Genomic DNA, 22,992 nt, shown 5'->3' with positions numbered 1-22,992 from the left:
GCCTGTAATAACATCTTGACCTTCCCGGCACCGGAACTTCGGCTCGCGCCTCAGTGCAACCGGATCGACTCGATCGCGACGAGCTTGTCGCGGATGTACGCGTTGGCGTGCGCGCCGAGTTCGTCGTTGTCGGTCCAGAGGTTCCGCCAGATGCCGAGCATCCGACTGAGGTCCGGGGCGACGACGGCGGACGAGAACGACTCGAAGACGATCGGCCCGTCGTAGCCGATACGGCCGAGCGCCTTGAAGAACGTGTCGAAGTCGACCGTCCCGGTGCCGAGGTAGCCCCGGTGGCTCTCGCCGATGTGCACGTAGCGCAGGGCGGGAGCGGCGTCGAGGACCGGCGCGAACATATCCGACTCCTCGATGTTCATGTGGTACGTGTCGAGGTGGATCCCGACGTTCGGCCGGTCGACCGCCGCCAGGTAGCCGAGCGCCTGCCTGGCCGTGTTCAGCACGTTGGTCTCGTAGCGGTTGACGACCTCGAGCGACACCGACACTCCCCGCTCGGCGGCGTGGTCGGCGACCCGCGCGATGGCGGCGCGACTGCTCGCGAGCCCTCCGGGCGTCACGGGCTCCATGTACTTCTTCATGGCGCTGTAGATCACTCCGCAGAAGTGCTCGCCGCCCAGCTCGGCGAGCACGTCCACCGCGCGGAGCAACAGCGCTTCGCCCGCCGCGACGATCGCAGGATCGGCACTCGTCACGTCGGTCGCCTCGGACAGCCCGAGCGATGCGCTCACCGCGAGGTCGTGCTCCTCGAGGGCGTCCTTCGCGGCCGCCACGTCGAACGAGAACGGATCCATGAGCGGGAACTCGATGAGATCGAAGCCCGCCGCCTTCGTCTTCTCCACAGCGAGGCGGATGCCGTCGGCATCGAAGTTCCCTGTCCAGACGAGCCCGTGGCAGCCGATGTTCATGGGGCCTCTCGCAGGCGGGTGTTCGGCACCGTCGCCTCGCCACTTGGCACGTTGCAAGTGGCGTGCCAGACACGCTACGTCCGCGGGAGGTGCGGAGTCAAGAACTTTCTTGGCACGTTGCAATTCTCCCGCTAGCCTGGTGTCGCCACGTCCGCCCGGCGCGTCCCGCCGGCGGCCCCATCCCGACGAGGAGCCTCCATGCCCGCGAGCGTCAAAGACGTCGCCGCTCTCGCCGGGGTCTCGTCCTCGACCGTGTCGAACTACCTCAACCACCCGCACGTGCTCGGCACGTCGAGCCGCGAACGCGTGCGGGCGGCCATCGAGCAGCTCGGCTTCGTGCCGAACGAGTCGGCGCGACAGCTGCGCGCAGGGTCGAGCAAGGCGCTCGCCCTGATCCTGCTCGACGCGTGGCTGCCCTACTTCAACGAGCTGTCCCGCGGTGTGGACGACGTGACGCGCGAGGGCGGCTGGTCGCTGTTCTTCAGCAACAGCAACCGCGACGACGCGCAGGAGCGACGCAACATCGACATGTTCGAGGCGCACCGCGTGCAGGGCATCGTGATCTACCCGCTCGGCGACGTGGTGCCGCGTCTCGAGCTCCTGGCCGAGCGCGGCATCCGCTCGGTGGTCGTCGGCCCCATCCGCGACTCGCCCACGGTCGCATCCGTGCTGTTCGACGACCGCGGCGGCGGGCGTCTCGCCGGCGAGCATCTGCTGTCGCTCGGACGCACGCGCATCCTGTTCCTCGGCAGTCCCGCCGTCAGCCAGTCGAACGACCGTCTGGCCGGGCTCCGCGACGCGGTCGCCGGGACCTCAGCCACGATCACGGTGCAGAACGTGCCGCATCTCGCGACCGAGGACGGGCTGCGCGCCGCCGAACAGCTCATCGTCCTGCCCGCCGGTGAGCGCCCCGATGCTGTCTTCGCCGCGAACGACATGGTGGCGCTCGGCGTGCTCACGCAGCTGCTGCGGCACGGCATCCGGGTTCCCGAGGAGATCGCACTCGTCGGATTCGACGACGTCGACCAGGCGCACCAGGGCGTGGTGCCGCTGACGAGCGTGCGTCAGCCGGGCTATGAGATCGGGCGCGCCGCCGGTGCCGCGCTGCTGCAGCAGCTGGCCGACCCGACGGCTCCACCGCCCGCCACGACCCCGTTCCCCGCAGAGCTGATCGTGCGCGAGTCGACGATCGGGCGCTGAGTACCTCTCGTCACGCGTCGACGGCGTGCACAGTTCAGGAAGATCGTCGGACCCTGGTCCGAATCCGCCCGGTTTCGGGCGGTCTGCGTGCGTTCTTGCTGAGTTGTGAACGTCGAGCCCGGCCCGACGACACCGTCACGCAGCGATGAGCCCCTCGGCGGCGAGGTTCTCCCACAGCTCCTCGGGAATCTCCTGCGCCGCGTAGGCGGCGTTCTGGCGCAGCTGCTCAGGACGACTCCCGCCCACCACGACCGAGCGCACTCCCGAAGCCTGCAGCGGAAACTGGATCGCGGCGGCCGGCAGCGGCACGCCGTGGTCAGCGCAGACGGCGGCGATCCGCAGCAGCCGCACCCACAGCTCGTCGGGCAGCTGTCCGTACTCGTAGCGTCCGTCACGGCGCGGCTCGTTCGAGGCGAGCAGTCCGGAGTTGAAGACGGATGCCGCGACGATCCCGGTCCCCCGCTCCCGGCACGCCGGCAGCACATCGACGGCGGCGGGCTGCTCGAGCAGCGTGTAGCGCCCGGCGACCATGATGAGGTCGAGGTCGGCGGAGCGGACGGCAGCGGCCAGGGCATCCGACACCATCGATCCGATGCCGATCGCCGTGACATCGCCCTCGGCGCGCAGCTGCTCCATGGCGGGAAAGGCCTCGGCGAGCGCGAGGTCCAGATCGTGGCGCTCCGGGTCGTGCAGGTAGAGCAGGTCGATGCGCTCGATGCCCAGGCGTTCGCGCGACTCGTCGAGGCTCCGACGGATGCCGTCGGCCGAGAAGTCCCACACGCGCTGGAGGTCGTCGGGCACGTGGAAGTCGTTCGCGGTGTCGAGTCCACCCGCGTGCTGCGGGTTCGGGCGCAGCAGCCGGCCCACCTTCGTGGACAGCACATACTCACCACGGGGCTTGGTCTGCAGGAACGCGCCGAGCCGGCGCTCCGACAGGCCGAGCCCGTAGTGCGGGGCGGTGTCGTAGTACCGGATACCGCTCTCCCACGCGGCATCCAGGACGGCCCAGGCCTCGTCGTCGGTCATCGCGCGGAACAGGTTGCCGACGTTCGCGGCCCCGTAGCCGAGGGCGGGCAGCTCGAGAGCAGCCGCGCGCTCAGACCCCGACATGCGCGCCCGTCCACGTGTAGGTGGCGATGCTGTCGGCCTTCATCTCCATGCCGGCGCCGGGCGCGGTCGGCGCCATGTACGAGCCGCCCTGGATGTCGGTCGGCACGACGAAGTGCTCGTGCAGGTGGTCGACGAATTCGATCATCCGGCCCTCGCGGGTACCCGTGACGGCCACGAAGTCGAACATCGACAGGTGCTGCACGGCCTCGCACAGGCCGACGCCACCGGCGTGCGGGCAGACCGGGATGCCGAACTTGGCCGCCAGCAGCAGGTTCGCGATGTTCTCGTTCACCCCCGCGACGCGCACGGCATCGATCTGCATCACGGAGATCGCCTCGGCCTGGAGCAGCTGCTTGAAGATCACGCGGTTCTGCGCGTGCTCACCTGTGGCGACGCGGATGGGCGCGACGCCGCGGGCGATCTCGGCGTGACCGAGCACGTCGTCGGGGCTGGTCGGCTCCTCGATCCAGGCGGGGTGGAACTCGGCGAGCGCATTCACCCACTCGATCGCCTCGGACACCTCCCAGCGCTGGTTGGCATCGATCGCGATCGGGAAGTCCGGCCCGCACACCTCGCGCGCCTTGCGGAAGCGGCGGATGTCGTCGTCGAGGTCGGCACCCACCTTGAGCTTGATCTGGGTGAAGCCGTCGGCCATGGCCTCGCGAGCGAGCCGCTCGAGCTTCTCGTCGGAGTAACCGAGCCAGCCGGGACTCGTGGTGTACCCCGGGTAGCCCGTGGCGAGCAGCTCCTGCTCGCGCTCGGCGCGACCCGGCTCGGCGGCGCGCAGGATCTCGAGCGCATCCTCGGGAGTGAGGGCGTTGGTGAGGTACCGGAAATCGACGAGGTCGACGAGCTCCTCGGGCGTCATCCGGGCGAGCAGCTGCCAGAGGGGGAGCCCGGCGCGCTTCGCCTTGATGTCCCACAGCGCGTTGATGACCGCGCCGATCGCCATGTGCATGACGCCCTTCTCGGGGCCGAGCCAGCGCAGCTGCGAGTCGCCGATGATCGCCCGGAAGGTGCCGCCCATGTCGTCGAGGAGCGGCTCGACCTCGCGCCCGACCAGGTGCCCGGCGAGCGCGTCGATCGCCGCGACCTGCACGTCGTTGCCTCGGCCGATCGTGAACACGAAGGCGTGGCCCTCGATGCCGTCGTCGGCATCCGTGCGCACGATCACGTACGCCGCGGAGTAGTCCGGGTCGGGGTTCATCGCGTCCGAACCGTCGAGGCTGAGCGACGTGGGGAAGCGGATGTCGGTGGTGTCGAGGGCGACGATGCGGCTCACGGGGGTTCCTCTCCATGCGCGAGCTGTTTTCTTCGCGCGGATCTCTTGGAGTGTAAACATCGGATGTCTATACTGTCAACGAGACCGGCCGCGCAGAAGCGGCCCCATGACCGATCAGGAGAATCATGAAGTTCGCGCGGCTTGGCAACCCAGGGAGCGAGATCCCCGTCCTGGTGGAGGGTGACCGCCACCTCGACCTCCGCTCCCTGACATCCGATGTGAACGGTGATTTCCTCGCCGGCGATTTCCGCTCTCGCGTCGCCGCCGCACGTGACGCCGGCGAGCTCCCCGAGCTGGCGGATGCCGCTGCCCGCCGCATCGGAGCCCCGATCGCCCGGCCCAGTGCTGTGATCTGCGTCGGCATGAACTACGCGGCCCACGCGGCCGAATCGGGATCGCAGCCGCCGACCATCCCGATCATCTTCCTGAAGACCCCCAACACCGTGGTCGGCCCGAATGACGCGGTCACGATCCCCCGCGGCAGCGAGAAGACCGACTGGGAGGTCGAGCTCGGCATCGTCATCGGCGCACGCACCTCCTACCTCGACTCGCCCGACGAGTCGATGGCGCACGTGGCCGGCTTCGTGGTGGCCAACGACGTCTCCGAGCGCGCCTTCCAGATCGAGGTGTCGGGCGGACAGTGGTCGAAGGGCAAGATCGCGCCGGGCTTCAACCCGACCGGCCCGTGGCTGGTCACCCCCGACGAGGTCGACCATCACGCCCTCGGGCTGCGCAGCTTCGTCAACGGCGAGCCGCGTCAGGACTCGAACACGAGCGACATGATCTTCTCGGTCGAGCACATCGTGCACCACCTGTCCCAGTACGTCACGCTCGAACCCGGTGACCTCATCCTCACCGGAACCCCGCAGGGCGTGGCGCTCTCGGGCAACTTCCCCTACCTCGCGGCCGGTGATGTCGTCGAGGTCGAGATCGACGGCCTGGGTCGTCAGCGACAGGAGTTCGTGGCATGGAAGGCACAGAAGTGACCGGCGCACTGGAAGGACTGGTGGCGATCGTCACTGGCGGAGCATCCGGCATCGGCGCGGCGATCGCGCACCGCCTGCACGCCGACGGGGCGCAGATCGCGGTGCTCGATCGCGACACCTCCGGAGCGGATGCCGCGTTCGCCGCGTTCACGGCCGACGTGTCCGACCGCGCGAGCGTCGACGCTGCTGTCGCCGCGGTCGCCGAGCGGTTCGGCCGCATCGACATCGTCGTGAACAACGCCGGCATCGGCGCGCAGGGCGACATCGCGGCGAACGACGACGACGAGTGGGCGCGCGTGCTCTCCATCAACGTCACCGGCATCGCGCGGGTGACCGCGGCGGCGCTGCCCTGGCTTCGGAAGTCGCCGTCGGCATCCGTCTGCAACACGGCATCCATCGCGTCCACGACCGGCTTGCCGCAGCGGGCGCTGTACAGCGCGTCCAAGGGCGCGGTCTCGGCGCTCACCCGGGCCATGGCCGCAGACCACTTGCGCGAGGGCATCCGCGTGAACGCCGTCAACCCGGGCACCGCCGACACCCCGTGGGTCGGGCGACTGCTGGACTCGGCATCCGACCCCGCTGCCGAGCGCGCGGCTCTCGAGGCACGCCAGCCGCACGGTCGACTGGTGAGCCCCGACGAGGTCGCCGCTGCCGTCGCCTACCTGGTCGGCCCGTCGGCCGGTTCCACGACGGGAACGTTCATCGAGGTCGACGGCGGGATGGCGCAGCTCCGCCTGCGCGCGGAGTAGCTCCGGCTCACGGCATCCGTTCCGACGCTCCGACGCGCCGGTCCGCCGGTCCGCGAGGGCGCGTGCCCGCGCGGAGATGACACCTCTCGACGCAAACGGCCGCGCATTCCGGCAATCGGTGTCAACAAGACCACGCATCCGCTCGCGGAGGTGACACCTGTCGACGGAAACGGGTCCGCATACCGACAACAGGTGTCAACAACACCACACACCCGCGACGCCCGAACGGATGCCGGCGGCAGAAACTGCGACCGGAACGAGAACCGCCGACCTACTCCCCGCGCAGCCAGCCCAGGATGCCGCGACGCCGCGACTCCGTCGCCTCCGGCCGCCCCCCGTCGCCCAGACCGTAGAAGCGCTCGGCGTTCGCCCACAGGATCGCGTCGACGTCGTGGCCGCGCGCATCCGCCCAGGCCACAACGACCTCGAGCCAGCGCGAGCGCGCGGTCGCCTGGTACGCGGCAGCGCCGTCGTCCGACGCATGCGGATCGCCGGACTCGGCCGGACCGATCGCCGACACGGGCCAGTCGCTGCCCCACATCAGCCGCTCCACGCCGAAGGTATCGGCGGCGACATCGAGGAACGGCTCGAGCTGCTCCCTGTTCCAGTTCCCCGCCGCCTCCGCGGGGAGCCCCGACAGCTTGCAGAAGACTTCCGGATGCCGCGACAGCTCGTCGAGATCTCGCACCCACTCCACCGAGGGCGTGCGCGGCGCATCAGCCGTGCCGACCTCGGGCTTGCCCAGGTGGTCGAGCACCATGCGAAGCTCCGGGATGGCACCGGCGAGACGGGCGACATCAGGCAGCTGGGCGGCACGGACGCACGCGTCGAAGGTCCACCCGCGCGCCGCGACCTCGCGCGCTCCGGTGACGAACGCGGTGGACACCGCGAGGCCGTCCGCCTCATCCTGCAGGTTGTGCCGCACTCCGACCACGAGCGACTGCGCGGCGAGCTCGTCGAGGTGCGTCGTCGTGTCGACTCCGCGGTCGAGGCGCACGCCGGCCACGATGCCGATCACGCCGACCCGCTCCGCCAGGCTCTCGACCCAGCGCACCTCGTCGAGGAAGCGGTCCTCAGCGGTCCCGGCCTGCACGAACACGGCCTTCTCCTCCGCTGCGGCGCCCAGCCGTGCACGCTCCAGCTCGGCCTCGGCGAACCGGGCGTCGTACGGCCCCTCGAGCCAGGAGTAGTCCAGGAGCTCCGGATCCCACAGGTGCAGGTGTGAATCGATGACGCGCATGCGTCCATCCTGCCTCAGACATCCGATCAATCGCTAGGATGACGCCATGGCCGTGACTGACGAGGCGATCGAGAAGATCAAAGCGATGATCGTGTCGGGTGAGCTCTCGCCCGGAGATCGACTCCCTCCCGAGAAGGAGCTGTCCGAGCGGCTCGGCCTCTCCCGCAACTCGATGCGCGAGGCGGTCAAGGCGCTCGAGGTGATCCGCGTGCTCGACGTGCGACGCGGCGACGGCACCTATGTGACCAGCCTGGAGCCGCACCTCCTTCTCGAGGCCATCTCGTTCGTCGTCGACATGCACGATGACGACTCGATGCTCGAGATCTTCGCCGTGCGACGGATGCTGGAGTCGCAGGCGACCGGTCTCGCCGCGAACCTCGGCAGCGATGAGGCGATCGCCGAGCTGGTGAGCGAGATCGACGGGATCGACGCCTCCGTCACGATCGAGGAGCTGGTGGAGCACGACATCCGCTTCCACCGGGAGATCGTCCGCATGGCGGGCAACGCCTACCTCGCGAGTCTGATCGAGCACCTCAGCAGCCAGACCGTGCGGGCCCGCGTCTGGCGTGGCCTCACCGAGGCCGGCGCGGTCGAGCGCACCCTGTCCGAGCATCGCGCGATCGCCGAGGCCATCGCGCAGCACGATTCCGCCCTCGCGACCTCCCTGACCACGGCGCACATCGCCGGCGTCGAACGGTGGCTGCGCCAGGCGGCATCCGCCTGACCCGAGCCTCGCGGCGCGCGGCGGCGCAACTTCTGCGGCCATCTCGAGCTTCTGCGGCCGCAATGCCCGGGATTGGCCGCAGAACTTCCGATCGGCCGCAGAACCTGCCCGCCGCCACAGGCGCAGCCTCAGGCCCCGAGACGCCCCATCGCGGCGTCGAACTCGACGGCCGAGCGGTCGCTGACGTCGTGCAGCAGCATCCGCTCGATCACGTCGGGGGCTGCGGTGAAGTACGGCACGCCGAGCATGCGCAGTCCGACGATGTCCTCCGGCGAGCGCAGCGATGCCGCGAGCACGTCGGTACCGCTGCCGACGCAGACCTCCTGCATGCGGGCGATGACGTCTTCCGCGCCGGGCCCCGAGAAGCCGGTCTCGGCGGCGGCATCCCGCATCCGTCCGAGGTAGGGCGCGATGTACCGCACGCCGATGCTCGCGCTCACGAGCGCCTGGGCCACCGAGTAGACGGCGGTGACGAGCACGGTGGCGCCGTCGCGCACGAGAGCGGATGCCGCTGCGAAGCCGTCGGCCGTCGCCGGCACCTTGACCACGACCCGATCTCCCAGGGCGCGGATGCCCTCGGCGTTGCGCAGGAAGGACGCGGTGTCGCCGCCCCAGGTCTGGAAGAAGATCTCCTGCGCACCTTCGGACTCCCAGCGCGCGTAGAGCTCGGGGATGTCGGCGGCTGTCCTGCCGCCGCGCTCGAGGATGGTCGGATTGGTCGTCACGCCATGCACGACGCCCGCGGCGAGGAGCCGAGAGACCCGGTCGGTGTCGGCGCTGTCGACGTAGAGGCGGGGGGCGATCGCGATCATCGGAGCTCCAGACACAGGAACCTGTCGTTACAGGTTCGGATTCGGCTAATGTAATGACAGCTGCAGACGCAAGTCAAAGAGGATCAGGAGCGAGATGTCCCCCGCACTTTCCGGTGATCGCTCCGGCGTCGTCATCGTCGGCAGCGTCACCGCTGATGTGACCACCTTCTCACAGCGACTCCCCGCCAGGGGCGAGACGATCCTCGGCGACGAGTTCACGCTCATGCTCGGCGGCAAGGGCGCGAATCAGGCGGTCGCCGCCGGTCGTTCCGGCGCCCGCACGAGCTTCGTGGGCTGCGTCGGCGACGACCTGTTCCACGACCTCGTGGTCGACGGCCTCGGCGAAGCGGGTGTCGACCTCACGCACCTGCGCACGGTTCCCGGCCCCACGGGCATCGCGCACATCCGGGTCGACGCCTCCGCGCAGAACGACATCGTGATGGTCCCGCTCGCCAATGCCTCGTTGAGCACCGAGCAGATCGACGCGGCGCTCGACGCGCTCGCATCGACGACCTCCGTCCTCCTCACGCAGCTCGAGACGCCGTCGGCCCTCACCGCCCACATCACGGCGCGAGGACGCGAGCACGGCATGACCGTGATCCTCGACCCGGCACCCGCTGCCGAGCTCCCGCCCGAGATCTGGCGAAGCGTCGACATCGTCACGCCGAACGAGACCGAGGCCTCGCTGATCAGCGGGATCGAGGTGACGGATGCCGCGACGGCGGAGCTCGCCGGACTCTGGTTCCTCCGGCAGGGCGTCGGCGCAGCGGTGATCACGCTCGCGGGACAGGGATCCTGCGTGGTGACCGGCGAGGGTGCGACCGTCATCCCGCCGTTCCCGGTCGAGGCGGTCGACACCACGGCCGCGGGCGACGCCTACGCCGGGTACCTCGGAGCCGCCCTCGCGAACGGCAGCACCTTGAACGAGGCCGTGCGCCTGGCGACGGCGGCCGGAGCACTGACCGTCACGAAGCAGGGCGCCTCGCCGAGCCTGCCGCACCGCGCCGAGGTCGACGCCTTCCTCGAGGCGCGGGAATCCGCGACCACCACGAACTGAGGAGAATCCATGCGCAAGTCAGCGACCACGATCAATCCCGCGCTCTCGCGGGTGATCAGCGAGACCGGGCACACCGACCTGCTCGTCGTCACCGACGCGGGGCTGCCGATCCCGACCGGCTCCGAGCGCATCGACCTGGCCTACCGCCCCGGAGCACCGGCCTTCCTCGACGTGCTCGACACCGTGCTGGCCGAGCTCGTCGTCGAAGGCGCCACGGTCTCCGCCGAGGTCGCCGAGAAGAGTCCCGAGGTGCTCGACGCCCTGCGTGAGCGCTTCGCCGGGATGGGCTTCGAGATCGAGCTCGTGCCGCACGTGGAGTTCAAGAAGCTGACGCACGGCGCGCGGGCCTTCGTCCGCTCGGGAGAGTTCACTCCCTATGCGAACGTCATCCTGCACGCGGGGGTCGCGTACTGACATGACCGGCACCAGCAGCGACACCGCGACCGACGACACGATCGACCGGCACTCCGCCGCCCCGATGTACGACCAGCTGCGCCAGTTGATCATCGACGGCATCGCGCGCGACGGTCTGCAGCCCGGCGACCCGCTCCCCGGGGAGCACCGCCTGTGCGAGCGCTACGGCATCTCCCGCACGGTCGTGCGTCAGGCGCTCGCCCAGCTCGAGCACGAGGGACTCGTCGAGCGGGTCAAGGGCAAGGGTACGTTCGTGTCGCGGCCCCGCACGAGCGAGAGTCTCGTGCACACGCTGGTCGGTCTGTACGACGACGTCGAGCGCCGCGGCGGGCACGTGCACAGCGATGTGCTGCGGCACGAGCGGACGACCGCCGACGACGAGATCGCCGCGGCGCTGGAGCTGCCTGTCGGGTCGCCGGTCGTCGTGCTGGAGCGTCTGCGTCATGTCGATGGCGAGCCGTGGTCGCTGTCGACGACGTGGATGCCGGATGCCGTCGGCGCCGTGACCCTCGACGCCGACCTGACCGAGGCGTCGCTGTACCGCCTCCTCGCCGACAACGGCATCGTCGCGACGCATGGCGTCCGCTCGGCGGAGGCCACGGTCGCGACCCACGAGCAGGCGCAGCTCCTCGGCGTCAGTGCGGGCTCGGCCCTGCTGCGACTGCGCAGCGTGAGCCGCAGCGCCGACGGGACGCCGATGGAGTACTTCATCGCCTACCACCGCGGGGATCGGTCGCGCTTCGAGTTCCAGCTGCAGCAGGAGCAGTCGCAGGCATCTCTCCTGCACGTCGACGGCGACGGCGGTGCTTCTCCCGCAGGAACGGTCGGCTGAAGAGGGTCTGCCGCCGTCATCCCGCGGGGTGTACCGTCGCCGCATGATCACCGACGATCCCACCCTGACCAACCCGAATCACTACCGCACGCTCTGGGAGAACGAGCACGTCCGCGTCCTCGAGTACACCGACGAGCCCGGCGACAAGACGACGCCGCACGACCACCCGAACAGCGTGATGGTCACCCTCAGCGACTTCTCCCGTCGCCTCAGCGCCGGCGAGCGCACGTTCGACACCTCGCTGCCCTCCGGACAGGCCGTGTGGATCCCCGCGCAGCGCCATTCCGGCGAGAACACCGGGACGACCCCGACCCACACGATCCTCGTCGAGCTCAAAGGCGATGCCGCCGGGGAGCAGTCATCCGGAACCCTGGGGCCCGCGCAGCCCGCGGGCGCCTGACGATCTCTCCTGCACGCCGGCGGTACTGGCGAGATTCTCCCCCAGGGCATGGCCACCTGAGCAGATCTGCCCGCACGGTCGACGACGGAAACGGCTACCTTTCGGAAAGAGGCATCCGGCAGGTGCCGTCGATCCAGGGGGAGAACGATGACAGACGAGCAGACGGGGGCAGAGCCGGACAACGTCATTCCGCCTCCACCGGCGGAGGCGGGCGGCCACGCTCCGAGCTTTCCGCCCGTCGTCCCGCTCGCTCCACCCGTGAGTGCGCCCGTTCCTCCCGCGCAGCCCGCTGCGCCCCTACCGCCCTACGCGACTGCGGGCGGCTACCCGGCACCCGGCCCCGCATACGCAGCTCCGCCTCCCGCCAAGAGCTCGAACGCCCTCGGCATCGTGCTGGCCGTGGTCGGCGGTCTCGTCATCTTCGCGGTCGTCGGCGTGGCGCTGCTCGTCGGGTTCCTCGTCCGCGGGACGGACGAGGCTTCACCGCCCGCCCCGGTGCCGAGTCCGAGCGCGTTCGCCGAAGACCCGGATAGGCCGTCGGACGACGGCGATGAGCCTGCCGATCCCGACGCGGACGCCTCCGGGATCGCGGATCGGCTCGAGGCGAAGATCGAGGAGTACAAGCGCCTGCGCGACTCCGGGGCGCTCTGGCAGACGATCCCGGACAACGAGTACAACCGCACCGCCGTCACGGCCTTCCTGTACCTGATGACCGACATGAAGGTCGCGACCATCTGGGGGATCGACGAGCAGCAGGCGCAAGAGTACGACGAACGGATGGCGATGCTCGAGGAGCGCCTGCTCGCGCAGCAGCCGCTCGGCGACGACATCAAGATCACCTTGGAAGACAAGGTCTTCACGTACGACGGCGAGACCGGCGAAGGCGGCTACACCGACAAGTGAGCGGGCGCGTTACGCTCGATCCGTGACCTCCTGGACCAGCACCGCGATCGCCCTGCTGGAAGCCGATGCCAATCGCAGCGCCGACACGCATCTGCATCTGTTCCCGCTGCCACCCGAGTGGGGCATCGATCTGTACCTGAAGGACGAGTCGGTGCATCCGACGGGTTCCCTCAAGCACCGCCTCGCGCGCTCGCTCCTGCTCTACGGGCTCGTCAACGGCCGCATCCACGAGAACACGACGCTCGTCGAGTCATCCAGCGGCTCGACCGCGGTGTCGGAGGCGTACTTCGCGCGGATGCTGGGACTCCCGTTCGTGACCGTCGTGCCGCGTTCCACCAGCCAGGAGAAGATCGACCTCATCGAGTTCTACGGCGGTCGGTGCCACTTCGTCGACCGTGCCGAGGACATGTCGCCGGAGGCGCTGCGCCTCGCCTCGGACTGCCACGGTCACTACCTCGACCAGTTCACGTTCGCCGAGCGCGCGACCGACTGGCGGGGCAACAACAACATCGCGGAGAGCGTCTTCAGCCAGCTCTCGCAGGAGCGGCATCCGATCCCCCGCTGGATCGTCGTGGGAGCCGGAACGGGCGGCACGAGCGCGACCTTCGGCCGGTATGTGAAGTACCGCCGCCACGAGACGCAGATCGCCGTGGTCGACCCGGAGGGCTCGGCGTTCTACGACGGCTGGGCCGGCACGGTCGACGCCCCCGCCGGACGCCCGAGTCGCATCGAGGGCATCGGACGGCCCCGCGTCGAGCCGTCGTTCGTGCCGAGCGTGATCGACGAGATGATCCGCGTGCCGGATGCCGGTTCGGTCGCGGCGATCCGGATGCTGCGCGCACGCACCCTGCACTGGGCGGGCGGGTCGACGGGCACGAACCTCTACGGCGCGTTCCAGCTCATCGCCCGGATGCGTGCGGCCGGCGAGACCGGCAGCGTCGTGACGCTCATCTGCGACAGCGGCGTCCGCTACGCCGGCACCTACTACTCCGACGAGTGGGTCACAGCCCAGGGCTGGGACCTCGCCCCGCATCGCGCCCGGCTGGAGTCTTTCCTCGAGACGGGCGTCTGGGCCGACTGACGTCCGCGCCCTTGGCCCCCTGACCCGCACCCTGGGCCCCCCGACCCGCAACCCTGGGTCCCTGAGCTTGTCGAAGGGCCCCACACGAGGCTTCGACAGGCTCAGCGACCCAGCCGGTCCGTGCCAGTCGACCGCGTTACGCTGGCCGCATGACAACTCTGATCCTCACCGTCGCGGGTGCAGACCGTCCCGGCCTTGTCGCCGCCGTCGCCGATGTCGTCGATGCGCATGGCGGCAACTGGGAGAACAGCTCGCTGGCCGAGCTCGCCGGCACCTTCGCCGGCGTCATCGAGGTTTCCGTCGCCGAAGACCGCGCGCCCGAGCTGCAGACCGCGCTGCGAAGCCTGCAGGGTCAAGGCTTGCTGACCCTCGCCGTGCTCACCGGCACCCCTGCCGCAGACATCGAAGACGACCAGCTCCTCACGATCCGGGTGCTCGGCAACGACCGCCACGGCATCGTCCGCGAGATCTCGACGGTGCTGAGCTCACACGCCCTGAGCATCGAAGAGCTGGCCACCGAGACCCGGGATGCCGCGATGGCCGGCGGGCGCCTGTTCGAGGCATCCGTCACGGCGCGAGTTCCGGCATCCGTCGATCTCGACACGCTGCGCGCCGACCTCGAGCGCATCGCGGCGGAGATCCAGGTCGACATCACCCTCGCCTGATTGCCGAGCCGCCCCCTTCGGTGCGAACCGGCCCTCTGCGAACGCACAGAAGAGGCCGGGTCGTCCATAGAGGGGCGGGTCGACGCAGAGCTACTCCGCCTACTCCTCCACCTCGGTGTACTTGCGCACCCAGTACTCCGTGTACGCGACGTGGGATGACGCCGCCGCAGAGGCAGCGACCGGATCGGCCGCGGCGAGACCGCGCAGGATCGCCCGGTGTCCGGCATCCGAGTGCAGCTTGAGCTCCGCGGCGTCGTGCGCATCGTGGATCCGGTAGGCGCGCGAGCGCGACCGGAGCACATCGATGAGGCTGGTGAGGGCGTCGTTGCCTGCGACCTTCGAGATCGTCATGTGGAACTCATGGTCGAGCCGCGAGTGATCATCGAAGTCGTCGCTCTCCTCGATCTCGCCCAGGAGCTCATCGAGCTTCTCCACCGTCTCGGCATCGATGCGTGCTGCGGCGAGCGCCGCGGCGTGCGGTTCGAGCACCCGGCGCAGCTCGGTGAGCTCGAGCACCCCCGCCATCGGCAACAGCCCGACGGTGAGCGACAGGCTCCCGATCAGGTCGGCGGCCCGCAGCTCGCTCACATAACTGCCCGACCCGTGCCGGGTCTCGAGCACGCCGAGGGCGCCGAGCGTGCGGATCGCTTCACGGAGTGATCCGCGGGAGACGCCGAGCGTCTCGCACAGCTCGCCTTCACTGGGCAGCCGGTCTCCCGGCCGCAGCGCACCGTCGGCGATGAGCGCCCGCAGTCCGTGCAGCGCTTTGTCCAACGCGCTCATCGTGTTCCTCTCTGGCACTCGGATCTCCTGTGAGTCTGTCGGACGCGAACGACGCGACCAAGTCGTATGACGACTTTATTAAATTATCCGTGATATCTGGTGATCTAGACAGCGCTATGGCAAAGTTGTGCAACAACTCCCCCCGACGTGTTGAAGAGGACCCATGCAGGCCACCGGTTTCCCCGCCCCGATCCGACTGAGGTCGTTCGACCGCGCGCGGGATGCCTGGCCCCTGGATCCGGCGATCATCCATCTGAACCACGGCTCGTTCGGCGCCGTCCCCACAGCCGTCGTCGAACAGCAGGACGCACTCCGCCGCAAGGCGGATCTCAGCCCGGTCGAGTGGTTCCCCCGCATCGCCGAACGCGTCCGCGCCGCCCGTGAGCGCACAGCTCCCTTCGTGGGCGCACGCCCTGAGGACAGCGCCTTCGTGCCGAACGCTTCCGCCGCCGCGACCGTGGTCTACAACGCGCTCCGCCTCGAGAGCGGGGACGAGATCCTCGTCACCGATCAGGGGTACGGCGCGATCACGATGGGGGCGCAGCGCCTCGCCCGTCGCTTCGGCGCAACCGTGCGGGTCGTCGAGCTTCCGCTGCTGGGTTCCGACGACGAGATCGTCGAGCGCTTCGCCGACGCGCTCACCGCACGAACGAAACTCATCGTCGTCGACCAGATCACCTCCCCCACCGCCCGTCTCCTCCCGACGCGGCGCATCGCCGCACTCGCGGCCGAGCGGGGCGTGCGCACCCTCGTCGACGGCGCGCATGCGCCCGGTCTCGTCCCGGATGCCGCAGCCGTCGCCGGCGGCGACTGGTGGTTCGGCAACCTGCACAAGTGGCCCTGCGCTCCGCGGGGCTCGGCCCTGCTCGTCACCGAGACCCACGACCGCGAGGAGCTCTGGCCCCTCATCGACTCGTGGGCCGCGCAGGAGTCCTTCCCGACGCGCTTCGACACGCAGGGCACGATCGACGCGACGACCTACCTCGCCACCCCGGCCGCCATCGACTTCATCGAGAACGAGTACGGCTGGCAGCGGGCGCGCGAGACGATGGCGGCCCTGGCGGATGCCGGTGCCGAGATCATCGCCGAGGGCTTCCGCCCGTACGCCGACGAAGAACCCCTCACCCCGCTCCCCTCGCCCGTGCCGTCGATGCGGCTCGTCCGCCTTCCCCTCGGCCTCGGTGCCACGCGGGAGGAGGCCGACGCCCTGCGCATGGACCTGCTCGACGAGACCGGCGTCGAGACCGCTTTCACGAGCTTCCGCGGCATCGGCTACTTCCGCCTCTCGGCGCACCTCTACTCCGAGGCCTCCGACTTCGAGGCTTTCGTCGAGCGCTGCATCCCGAAGATCCTCCAGCGCGCCGGCATCCGGCCCGCGGCATCCGTCATCATCCCCTGACCCGCACCCCCACCCGAAACCCGCACCCCACCCGAAACACCAACTGAGAGGCACATCGTGAAGAACAAGATCTTGACGACAGCAGCAGGCATCGGCACCGTCGCCGTCCTCGCGCTCACCGGCTGCTCCGCCGGCGGCGGCCCGTCCGCCGACGGGACCGTCACCCTGCAGATGGTCGAGAGTCTGACCAACCCGGCACGCACCGACCTCATCCGCGGGCTCCTCGACGAGTTCGAGAAGGAGAACCCGAAGATCAAGGTCAACCTGGTCTCGCCTCCCACCGAGCAGGCGGATGCGAAGATCCAGCAGATGCTGCAGTCCGGCAAGGGCGTCGACCTCCTCGAGGTGCGCGACATCACGGTCGGACCGTTCGCCAACAACGGCTGGCTGTACGACCTGGGCGACGACCTGAAGGACTGGGACGGCTGGGACGCCCTGACCGACAACGCCAAGTCCGCATCGGTCGCCGAGGACGGCAAGAGCTACTTCGTCCCCTACGGCTTCTACGGCCTGTCGCTGTTCTACCGCACCGACCTCGTCGAGAAGGCCGGGTTCGACGGCCCGCCGAAGAGCTGGGAAGACCTGCTCGAGCAGGCATCCGCGATCCAGGACCCGTCGAACAACGTCTACGGCTACGCCTTCCGCGGCGGCCCCAACGCGAACAGCAACGTGGTCGCCGCGATCGAGGCGTACACGATCGACGGCCTGAACGTCGACGACGCGTTCCTCATGAAGGACGGCACGACCATCTTCGCCGCCCCCGAGGCGCAGGATGCCGTGGACGACTACTTCGACCTCTTCAAGGAGGCATCCCCACCCTCGGCCGTGTCGTGGGGCTACCCCGAGATGGTGGCCGGCTTCACCAACGGAACCACGGCGTTCCTGCTGCAGGACCCCGAGGTCATCGCGACCGTGCAGGACTCGAACCTCACCGAGGACCAGTGGGACACCGCTCCCCTGCTCACCGGGCCCTCGGGCAAGGCCGCGCAGCCGCTGGCCGTCGCCGGATGGGGCGTCGCCGAGGCGAGCGAGAACAAGGAGGCGGCGGTGAAGCTCGTCGAGTTCCTCTCGTCGGCCGAGCCCGCCACCGAATTCGCGCAGGCGAACAGCCTCGTGCCGATCATCACCGACGCTGCCGACGACGAGTTCTACTCCACGGGCCCGTGGACGAGCTACGTCACCATGACGGAGAACCCCGACACCTACGTCAACGTGCGCCAGCCGCGCGGTGTCAGCTGGTGGACCGAGTGGATCCAGAAGTCCGACCAGGATGTGCAGAACGTGCTCCTCGGCAACATGTCGACCAGCGACCTGCTGGCCTCCTGGGATCAGTTCTGGACCGAGAAGTACGCCGCGGAGAAGGGCTGACCCGTGGCCCTGACCGCTCGTGAGGGAGGCTCCGCCGCCACTGCATCCGTGCAGTCGCGCGGCGGGGCCTCCCCCGGCCCTCGCCGCCGGCAGTTCCGCGGCCGGCATGCGCTGACTCTCCTGGCCTTCATGGCCCCGGCGATCGTCTTCGTGTGCTGGTTCACGTACTGGCCGATGCTGCAGGGCGCCCGCATGGCCTTCCACGACTGGAACCTCTGGGACCTCACCTCGACCCCGTTCGTCGGCTTCGACAACTTCGTCGCGGTGTTCCAGGACCCGGCGTTCCCCGTCGTCGCCTGGAACTCGATCCTCTGGGTGGTCGGCTCGCTCGTCCCGCAGCTCGTGATCGGCTTCCTCATCGCGCTCGCCTTGCGCAAGCGGTTCCGCTTCCGCGGGCTCTACCAGGCCCTCGTGTTCTTCCCGTGGGCCGTGTCGGGCTTCCTCATCGGGATGCTGTTCCGCTGGATGTTCAACGCCGAGTTCGGCGTGGTGAACGACCTGCTGATGAAGGCCGGACTCATCGACGCGCCGCTCCCCTGGCTCGCCGACCCGAAGCTCGCGATGATCGCCGTGATCGTCGCCAACATCTGGTACGGCGTGACGTTCTTCGCGATCATGATCCTGGCCGCGCTCCAGTCCGTCCCGGACGAGATGCTGGAGGCCGCGAGCCTCGACGGCGCCGGCAAGGTGCGGCAGCTGTTCTCGATCATCATCCCGTACATCGCCGTGACGCTGCTGCTCACGATCCTGCTGCGCGTGATCTGGATCTTCAACTTCCCGGACATCATCTACGCGATGACCAACGGCGGACCCGCGAACCAGACCCACATCATCACGACCTGGATGATCAACTACACCCAGCAGGGCAACTACGGCCTCGCGAGCGCGATCGGCCTCATCGTCGTGGCGTTCCTGTTCGTGTTCTGCGCGTTCTACCTGATGGCGATGCGGAAGGCCCAGCGATGACCGTCACCGGCACGACAGGCACGGGGAGTTCGATGACGGAGACCCGGCGTCTCACCGTCCCCGACCTGGCAAAGGCTCCGCGACAGAAGCGCAAGGTGACGCCCGGTGGCGTCGTCCGTGTCGTCGGCCTCGGGCTGTGGCTCGTGATCACCCTCTTCCCGCTGTACTGGATCGCACTGACATCGATCAAGTCGCCGGGCACGATCAACCGGTTCCCGATCGAGTACTGGCCCAGCGAGCCCTCGTTCGAGAACTACGTGAGCCTGTTCCAGCAGAGCTCGTTCGCGGTGTTCCTCGGCAACTCGGCCCTGGTGGCGATCGTCGCGGGAGCGGTGGCGACGCTGATCGCCCTGCTCTCCGCCTACGTGATCGCCCGCTTCGAGTTCCGCGGCAAGGGCGCGGTGCTGATCGCGTTCCTGCTCACGCAGATGATCCCGGCGTTCATCGCCCTGGGGCCGCTGTACTCGATGATGACCGACCTGGGCCTGGTCGACACGAAGCCCGGCCTGATCCTCGTCTACATCGCGATCTGCATCCCGTTCTCGACGGTCATGCTGCGCGGCTTCTTCGAGAACGTGCCCGACGCGCTGGAGGAGGCGGCGATGATCGACGGATGCTCCCGCCTCGGGGCCCTGTTCCGCGTGCTGGTCCCGGTCATGACGCCCGGCATCATCGCGGCGTTCATCTTCAACTTCGTGAACTGCTGGAACGAGCTGTTCCTGTCGGTCGTCCTGATGAACACCGACGCGAACCGCACTGTCCCCTCGGCGCTGAACGGCTTCATCTCGACGTTCAACATCGACTGGGGCTCCATGAGCGCCGCCGCGGTCCTCACGATCCTGCCGACCATGGCGATGTTCGCGCTCGCGAGCCGCTGGATCGTGCAGGGCCTGACCGCGGGTGCGGTGAAGGAGTAGCCCCACCTCTCTGCCGAGCCGCCCCTTGCTGTACGAACCGGCCCCTTGTGCACGTGCACAAGGGGCCGGTTCGGTCGTAAGGGGGCGGCTCGACAGAGGAGCAGAGCGGGCGTCAGGTCAGACGAGCCTTCGGCGACACCGAGTACGTGTGCTCGGCGTCGCGGTTGACCGCGTCGCCCAGCGCCGTGTCGATCGCGGCGAGGGTGTCGGCGTCGAGCTTGACACCCGAGGCCTTGACCGTCTCGGCGAGCTGCTCCGGGCGAGAGGCTCCGACCAGCGCCGCGGCGATGTTCGGGTTCTGCAGCACCCAGGCGATCGCGAGCTGCGGCATCGACAGACCCGCCTCGTCGGCGATCGGCTTGAGCCGCTGCACGGCGGTGAGGATGTCGTCCTGCAGGAAGCTCTTGATGAAGTCGGCGCCGCTGTGCGGGTCGGTCGCGCGCGACCCCTCGGGGACCGGCTGACCGGGAAGGTACTTGCCGCTGAGCACGCCCTGCGCCATCGGCGACCAGACGATCTGCGAGATACCGAGCTCTTCGGATGCCGGGACGACCTTGCCCTCGATGACCCGCCACAGCATCGAGTACTGCGGCTGGTTCGAGATGAGCTGCACGCCCAGCTGCTTCGCGAGCGCGTGGCCCTCGCGCAGCTGCTCGGCCGTCCACTCCGAGACGCCGATGTACAGCGCCTTGCCCTGGCGCACGACGTCGGCGAAGGCCTGGAAGGTCTCCTCGAGCGGCGTCTCGTAGTCGAAGCGGTGCGCCTGGTAGAGGTCGACGTAGTCCGTGCCGAGACGCTTCAGCGAGCCGTTGATCGACTCGAGGATGTGCTTGCGGCTCAGGCCGGTGTCGTTCGGGCCCTTCGGGCCGGTCGGGAAGTAGACCTTGGTGAAGATCTCGAGACCCTCGCGACGCTGACCCTCGAGAGCCTTGCCGAGCACGACCTCTGCGGCCGTGTTGGCATAGGTGTCCGCCGTGTCGAACGTGGTGATGCCGGCGTCGAGCGCTGCGTGGACCGTCTTGACGGCGGCGTCGTCGCCGACCTGGGAGGCGTGGGTGACCCAGTTGCCGTAGGTGATCTCCGAGACCTTGAGACCGCTGTTTCCGAGATAGCGATAGTTGACCATGCTCCCACGCTAGTCGCTGCCGGACGGCCCGAGGGCGGGATTCCGTGACCGGTCTCAGGCCGGGGCGGTCGAGGTGCGATTCCGCGTTGCCATGGCGATCCCGCCGACGATCACGACGATCGCCGCGCCGGCGCTCACGCCGTACAGCGGCAGCGCCCAGGGCGAGTAGTCGGCACCGCTGATCCCGAACGTGTCGGCGAGGCCCATGCCGGCGGTGAACGAAGCGGCGAAGTACCCGACGACCCCGCACATGAGGAGGGCGAGGAAACTCATCCCCGGAACGATCGGCGGCGCCTTGGCGATCATCGAGACGACGGCCACCCCGACGGCCAGCGCCACGCCGATCCCGAGGACGAAGAACACCGTCTGGTGCCCCAGACTCTCGTTCGCCGCGGCCATCTCCGCGCGGATCTCCTCGAGCGTCATCCCCGGCGCCGCCGCCAACGGGTTCAGCACGAGGATCTGCACAGCGGCGAGCGCGGCATAGGCGCTGACGGCGAGCACGCCCGCGATCGAGATCCAGAGCGTGTGGCGCGGCATCCGTTTCATGCGGTCATCCTAGGAAGCACGCCCGAGAGTCTCCCGATATTCGCGCCATGCCTCCCCGAGCCGGCGGATGCCCTCGGTGAGCACGTCGTCCGGCGCGGTGAACGGGATCCTGATGTGGTCGTCGGAGGAGACGGATGCCGCGAACGCGGCGCTTCCGGCGATCGAGACGCCGTGCGTGGCCGCGATCCTCGCGAGGGCGTCGGCGGAGCCGGCGGGCAGCGCCACCCAGAGCGAGAGGCCGCCACGGGGCGGATCGACGTACCAGTCGGACAGATGCTCGGCCATCAGGCGCTGGAGGAGACCGAGGCGCTCCTGGTGGATGCGGCTGTTCGCACGCCGCAGCTCCTCGGCGTGCGCGATCAGGTCGAGCGCGATGAGCTGCCCCGGCACGCTGGTCGACTGGTCGGCGAGCTGCCGTGCGCCGCGCAGCCGCCGCACGAGCACGGGGTCGGCGCGCAGCCAGCCGATCCGCAGGCCCGCCCAGGCCCACTTCGACACGGACTCGACGACGATGATCGGCGCGTCAGGGCGCTCGGCCGCGAGGGTGGGCGGCACGACGCCGTCGAAGGAGATGCCGGCGACGACGCGGTCCTCGATCACGGGCACGCCGTACAGCGCCGCGAGCTCGGCGATGCGATGACGCGCGGCCGCGGGCAGACGGGTCCCGGTGGGGTTCTGGTGGTGCGGGTTGAGCGCGACGAGTGCGGGCCGCAGCCGGGCAAGCGCCTGTTCGAGCGCGTCGACGTCGAGTCCGTCCGGCCCCATCGGGATGCCGTGCACCGTGCCGCCGCGCAGACCCACCGAATCGGTGACCCCCGGCCAGGTGATCTCCTCGGCGAGCACGACGTCGCCCGGTCCGACGAGCGCGTTCACGACGAGGCTGATCGCCTGCTGCGCGCCGTGCGTCACGAGGATCTGCTCGGGCGTGGTCGGTGTGCCCTCCGCCCGGTACATCTCCGCGATGAGCTGGCGCAGGATGGGGAGTCCGGCCGGGTCCGTCTCAGGCAGCAGCGCGAGGTCGAGCCGCGGCTGGTGATCGCGGATCAGCTGCACCGCGAGCTCGGGGATCTGCGGGACGGTCCGCAGCAGGTCGATCGCGTTCGGCAGGGCGGAGAACAGCGCCTCGCCGCGACCCGGACGGTGCACGGGGGCGACGGATGCCGCGGCCCCGGCGATGCGCGTGCCACTGCCCTGTCGCCGCTCGACGAGTCCGCTCTCGGCGAGGTCGGCGTAGGCCGCGACGACGGTGCCCCGGGACACCGAGCTGGAGGCAGCGAGCGCGCGTTCCGCAGGGAGGCGGTCGCCGGGCCGCAGCTCCCCGGTCTCGATCAGGCCGGCGATCCCCCGCGCGAGTCGGCCGGCGAGAGTGCCGTCGCCGTGCGTCCAGCGCCCCAGGCGCCCGGAGAGCCCCTCGGACGACACCTCGCCGGCCCGGACGAGCACGGTGAACGCACCCGTGTCCGATCCGTGGTCCACTGGCGCCGGATTGGCCCTGTGATCGATGCTCAT

General features: G+C 69.4%; 24 protein-coding genes. 15 read left to right on the top strand and 9 right to left on the bottom strand.

Annotated features, from left to right (window positions below):
- Positions 1-50: 50 nt before the first annotated feature.
- Entirely contained in the window at positions 51-920 is an 870-nt protein-coding gene (locus tag ABD648_RS15220) for a sugar phosphate isomerase/epimerase family protein (RefSeq protein WP_282215800.1), read from the bottom strand.
- 198 nt (positions 921-1,118) lie between these two features.
- On the opposite strand from ABD648_RS15220, the gene ABD648_RS15215 reads away from it, so the two are divergent.
- Positions 1,119-2,120, top strand: coding sequence for a LacI family DNA-binding transcriptional regulator (locus tag ABD648_RS15215; RefSeq protein WP_282215799.1), 1,002 nt, complete (start codon positions 1,119-1,121; stop codon positions 2,118-2,120).
- A gap of 135 nt (positions 2,121-2,255) precedes the next feature.
- Here ABD648_RS15215 and ABD648_RS15210 read toward each other — a convergent pair whose 3' ends face one another.
- Positions 2,256-3,230 (bottom strand): aldo/keto reductase, encoded by a 975-nt coding sequence (locus ABD648_RS15210; protein ID WP_282215798.1) that lies wholly within the window; start codon positions 3,228-3,230, stop codon positions 2,256-2,258.
- Positions 3,217-4,512, bottom strand: coding sequence for an L-fuconate dehydratase (locus ABD648_RS15205; RefSeq protein ID WP_282215797.1), 1,296 nt, complete (start codon positions 4,510-4,512; stop codon positions 3,217-3,219). The genes ABD648_RS15210 and ABD648_RS15205 overlap by 14 nt, the downstream gene beginning before the upstream one ends.
- 125 nt (positions 4,513-4,637) lie before the next feature.
- Here ABD648_RS15205 and ABD648_RS15200 point away from each other — a divergent pair, with 125 nt between their 5' ends.
- Together ABD648_RS15200 and ABD648_RS15195 are read left to right on the top strand one after the other, a co-directional pair.
- On the top strand, positions 4,638-5,498 hold the full coding sequence (locus ABD648_RS15200) for a fumarylacetoacetate hydrolase family protein (protein WP_282215796.1): 861 nt from the start codon (positions 4,638-4,640) through the stop codon (positions 5,496-5,498).
- Entirely contained in the window at positions 5,480-6,247 is a 768-nt protein-coding gene (locus ABD648_RS15195; protein ID WP_282215795.1) for an SDR family NAD(P)-dependent oxidoreductase, read from the top strand. Before ABD648_RS15200 ends, ABD648_RS15195 begins: the two co-directional genes overlap by 19 nt.
- 271 nt (positions 6,248-6,518) lie before the next feature.
- Here the strand turns inward: ABD648_RS15195 and ABD648_RS15190 are convergent, their stop codons facing one another.
- Entirely contained in the window at positions 6,519-7,487 is a 969-nt protein-coding gene (locus ABD648_RS15190) for an amidohydrolase family protein (RefSeq protein WP_282215794.1), read from the bottom strand.
- 46 nt (positions 7,488-7,533) lie between these two features.
- Here ABD648_RS15190 and ABD648_RS15185 point away from each other — a divergent pair, with 46 nt between their 5' ends.
- Positions 7,534-8,211, top strand: a complete 678-nt coding sequence (locus ABD648_RS15185; protein WP_282215793.1) for a FadR/GntR family transcriptional regulator — start codon at positions 7,534-7,536, stop codon at positions 8,209-8,211.
- Between the two features lie 128 nt (positions 8,212-8,339).
- Here ABD648_RS15185 and ABD648_RS15180 read toward each other — a convergent pair whose 3' ends face one another.
- Positions 8,340-9,023: a transaldolase family protein gene (locus tag ABD648_RS15180; RefSeq protein ID WP_282215792.1), complete on the bottom strand. Its 684-nt coding sequence runs from the start codon at positions 9,021-9,023 to the stop codon at positions 8,340-8,342.
- Between the two features lie 94 nt (positions 9,024-9,117).
- Between ABD648_RS15180 and ABD648_RS15175 the strand changes: the two genes are divergently transcribed.
- From ABD648_RS15175 to ABD648_RS15145, 7 genes are all read left to right on the top strand, one after another.
- Positions 9,118-10,080, top strand: a complete 963-nt coding sequence (locus tag ABD648_RS15175; RefSeq protein ID WP_282215791.1) for a ribokinase — start codon at positions 9,118-9,120, stop codon at positions 10,078-10,080.
- Positions 10,081-10,089: 9 nt separating this feature from the next.
- A complete protein-coding gene (gene rbsD / locus ABD648_RS15170) occupies positions 10,090-10,494 on the top strand; it encodes a D-ribose pyranase (RefSeq protein WP_282215790.1) in 405 nt (134 codons plus the stop codon).
- Position 10,495: 1 nt separating this feature from the next.
- Positions 10,496-11,326 carry a GntR family transcriptional regulator gene (locus ABD648_RS15165; protein ID WP_282215789.1) on the top strand — a complete coding sequence of 277 codons (831 nt, stop codon included), beginning with the start codon at positions 10,496-10,498 and terminating at the stop codon, positions 11,324-11,326.
- Between the two features lie 43 nt (positions 11,327-11,369).
- On the top strand, positions 11,370-11,726 hold the full coding sequence (locus ABD648_RS15160) for a cupin domain-containing protein (protein ID WP_282215788.1): 357 nt from the start codon (positions 11,370-11,372) through the stop codon (positions 11,724-11,726).
- A 147-nt stretch (positions 11,727-11,873) separates the two neighbouring features.
- Complete coding sequence (locus ABD648_RS15155) at positions 11,874-12,629, top strand: hypothetical protein (RefSeq protein ID WP_282215787.1); 756 nt, start codon at positions 11,874-11,876, stop codon at positions 12,627-12,629.
- A 22-nt stretch (positions 12,630-12,651) separates the two neighbouring features.
- A complete protein-coding gene (locus ABD648_RS15150; RefSeq protein ID WP_282215786.1) occupies positions 12,652-13,710 on the top strand; it encodes a PLP-dependent cysteine synthase family protein in 1,059 nt (352 codons plus the stop codon).
- 149 nt (positions 13,711-13,859) lie between these two features.
- Positions 13,860-14,375 (top strand): glycine cleavage system transcriptional repressor, encoded by a 516-nt coding sequence (locus ABD648_RS15145; protein ID WP_282215785.1) that lies wholly within the window; start codon positions 13,860-13,862, stop codon positions 14,373-14,375.
- Positions 14,376-14,474: 99 nt separating this feature from the next.
- On the opposite strand, the gene ABD648_RS15140 is transcribed toward ABD648_RS15145, so the two are convergent.
- Entirely contained in the window at positions 14,475-15,158 is a 684-nt protein-coding gene (locus ABD648_RS15140) for a FadR/GntR family transcriptional regulator (RefSeq protein WP_282215784.1), read from the bottom strand.
- A 163-nt stretch (positions 15,159-15,321) separates the two neighbouring features.
- On the opposite strand from ABD648_RS15140, the gene ABD648_RS15135 reads away from it, so the two are divergent.
- The 4 genes from ABD648_RS15135 to ABD648_RS15120 are packed head-to-tail and all read left to right on the top strand — an operon-like array spanning position 15,322 to position 19,808.
- On the top strand, positions 15,322-16,557 hold the full coding sequence (locus ABD648_RS15135) for an aminotransferase class V-fold PLP-dependent enzyme (protein WP_282215783.1): 1,236 nt from the start codon (positions 15,322-15,324) through the stop codon (positions 16,555-16,557).
- A 57-nt stretch (positions 16,558-16,614) separates the two neighbouring features.
- Positions 16,615-17,925 (top strand): ABC transporter substrate-binding protein, encoded by a 1,311-nt coding sequence (locus tag ABD648_RS15130; RefSeq protein WP_282215782.1) that lies wholly within the window; start codon positions 16,615-16,617, stop codon positions 17,923-17,925.
- Positions 17,926-17,928: 3 nt separating this feature from the next.
- Complete coding sequence (locus tag ABD648_RS15125; protein ID WP_282215781.1) at positions 17,929-18,891, top strand: carbohydrate ABC transporter permease; 963 nt, start codon at positions 17,929-17,931, stop codon at positions 18,889-18,891.
- Positions 18,888-19,808: a carbohydrate ABC transporter permease gene (locus ABD648_RS15120; protein ID WP_282215780.1), complete on the top strand. Its 921-nt coding sequence runs from the start codon at positions 18,888-18,890 to the stop codon at positions 19,806-19,808. Before ABD648_RS15125 ends, ABD648_RS15120 begins: the two co-directional genes overlap by 4 nt.
- A gap of 112 nt (positions 19,809-19,920) precedes the next feature.
- Here ABD648_RS15120 and ABD648_RS15115 read toward each other — a convergent pair whose 3' ends face one another.
- The 3 genes from ABD648_RS15115 to ABD648_RS15105 are packed head-to-tail and all read right to left on the bottom strand — an operon-like array spanning position 19,921 to position 22,992.
- A complete protein-coding gene (locus tag ABD648_RS15115; RefSeq protein WP_282215779.1) occupies positions 19,921-20,934 on the bottom strand; it encodes an aldo/keto reductase family protein in 1,014 nt (337 codons plus the stop codon).
- Positions 20,935-20,988: 54 nt separating this feature from the next.
- Positions 20,989-21,483: a hypothetical protein gene (locus ABD648_RS15110; protein WP_282215778.1), complete on the bottom strand. Its 495-nt coding sequence runs from the start codon at positions 21,481-21,483 to the stop codon at positions 20,989-20,991.
- 9 nt (positions 21,484-21,492) lie between these two features.
- The gene (locus ABD648_RS15105; RefSeq protein ID WP_282215777.1) at positions 21,493-22,992 is read right to left on the bottom strand and encodes an aminotransferase-like domain-containing protein; all 1,500 of its coding nucleotides are present in this window, start codon (positions 22,990-22,992) and stop codon (positions 21,493-21,495) included.

This window comes from Microbacterium luteolum (genome assembly GCF_039533965.1).
GTDB classification, from domain to species: domain Bacteria; phylum Actinomycetota; class Actinomycetes; order Actinomycetales; family Microbacteriaceae; genus Microbacterium; species Microbacterium luteolum.
This window is presented reverse-complemented; position numbering and strand designations above follow the sequence as displayed.

What these genes read in the sequence shown, in the direction of transcription:
- ABD648_RS15220 (WP_282215800.1), bottom strand. Translation starts at nt 920, where the DNA reads ATGAACATCGGCTGCCACGGGCTCGTCTGGACAGGGAACTTCGATGCC.
- ABD648_RS15215 (WP_282215799.1), top strand. Translation starts at nt 1,119, where the DNA reads ATGCCCGCGAGCGTCAAAGACGTCGCCGCTCTCGCCGGGGTCTCGTCC.
- ABD648_RS15210 (WP_282215798.1), bottom strand. Translation starts at nt 3,230, where the DNA reads ATGTCGGGGTCTGAGCGCGCGGCTGCTCTCGAGCTGCCCGCCCTCGGC.
- ABD648_RS15200 (WP_282215796.1), top strand. Translation starts at nt 4,638, where the DNA reads ATGAAGTTCGCGCGGCTTGGCAACCCAGGGAGCGAGATCCCCGTCCTG.
- ABD648_RS15195 (WP_282215795.1), top strand. Translation starts at nt 5,480, where the DNA reads ATGGAAGGCACAGAAGTGACCGGCGCACTGGAAGGACTGGTGGCGATC.
- ABD648_RS15190 (WP_282215794.1), bottom strand. Translation starts at nt 7,487, where the DNA reads ATGCGCGTCATCGATTCACACCTGCACCTGTGGGATCCGGAGCTCCTG.
- ABD648_RS15185 (WP_282215793.1), top strand. Translation starts at nt 7,534, where the DNA reads ATGGCCGTGACTGACGAGGCGATCGAGAAGATCAAAGCGATGATCGTG.
- ABD648_RS15180 (WP_282215792.1), bottom strand. Translation starts at nt 9,023, where the DNA reads ATGATCGCGATCGCCCCCCGCCTCTACGTCGACAGCGCCGACACCGAC.
- ABD648_RS15175 (WP_282215791.1), top strand. Translation starts at nt 9,118, where the DNA reads ATGTCCCCCGCACTTTCCGGTGATCGCTCCGGCGTCGTCATCGTCGGC.
- rbsD (WP_282215790.1), top strand. Translation starts at nt 10,090, where the DNA reads ATGCGCAAGTCAGCGACCACGATCAATCCCGCGCTCTCGCGGGTGATC.
- ABD648_RS15165 (WP_282215789.1), top strand. Translation starts at nt 10,496, where the DNA reads ATGACCGGCACCAGCAGCGACACCGCGACCGACGACACGATCGACCGG.
- ABD648_RS15160 (WP_282215788.1), top strand. Translation starts at nt 11,370, where the DNA reads ATGATCACCGACGATCCCACCCTGACCAACCCGAATCACTACCGCACG.
- ABD648_RS15155 (WP_282215787.1), top strand. Translation starts at nt 11,874, where the DNA reads ATGACAGACGAGCAGACGGGGGCAGAGCCGGACAACGTCATTCCGCCT.
- ABD648_RS15145 (WP_282215785.1), top strand. Translation starts at nt 13,860, where the DNA reads ATGACAACTCTGATCCTCACCGTCGCGGGTGCAGACCGTCCCGGCCTT.
- ABD648_RS15140 (WP_282215784.1), bottom strand. Translation starts at nt 15,158, where the DNA reads ATGAGCGCGTTGGACAAAGCGCTGCACGGACTGCGGGCGCTCATCGCC.
- ABD648_RS15135 (WP_282215783.1), top strand. Translation starts at nt 15,322, where the DNA reads ATGCAGGCCACCGGTTTCCCCGCCCCGATCCGACTGAGGTCGTTCGAC.
- ABD648_RS15120 (WP_282215780.1), top strand. Translation starts at nt 18,888, where the DNA reads ATGACCGTCACCGGCACGACAGGCACGGGGAGTTCGATGACGGAGACC.
- ABD648_RS15115 (WP_282215779.1), bottom strand. Translation starts at nt 20,934, where the DNA reads ATGGTCAACTATCGCTATCTCGGAAACAGCGGTCTCAAGGTCTCGGAG.
- ABD648_RS15110 (WP_282215778.1), bottom strand. Translation starts at nt 21,483, where the DNA reads ATGAAACGGATGCCGCGCCACACGCTCTGGATCTCGATCGCGGGCGTG.
- ABD648_RS15105 (WP_282215777.1), bottom strand. Translation starts at nt 22,992, where the DNA reads ATGAGCATCGATCACAGGGCCAATCCGGCGCCAGTGGACCACGGATCG.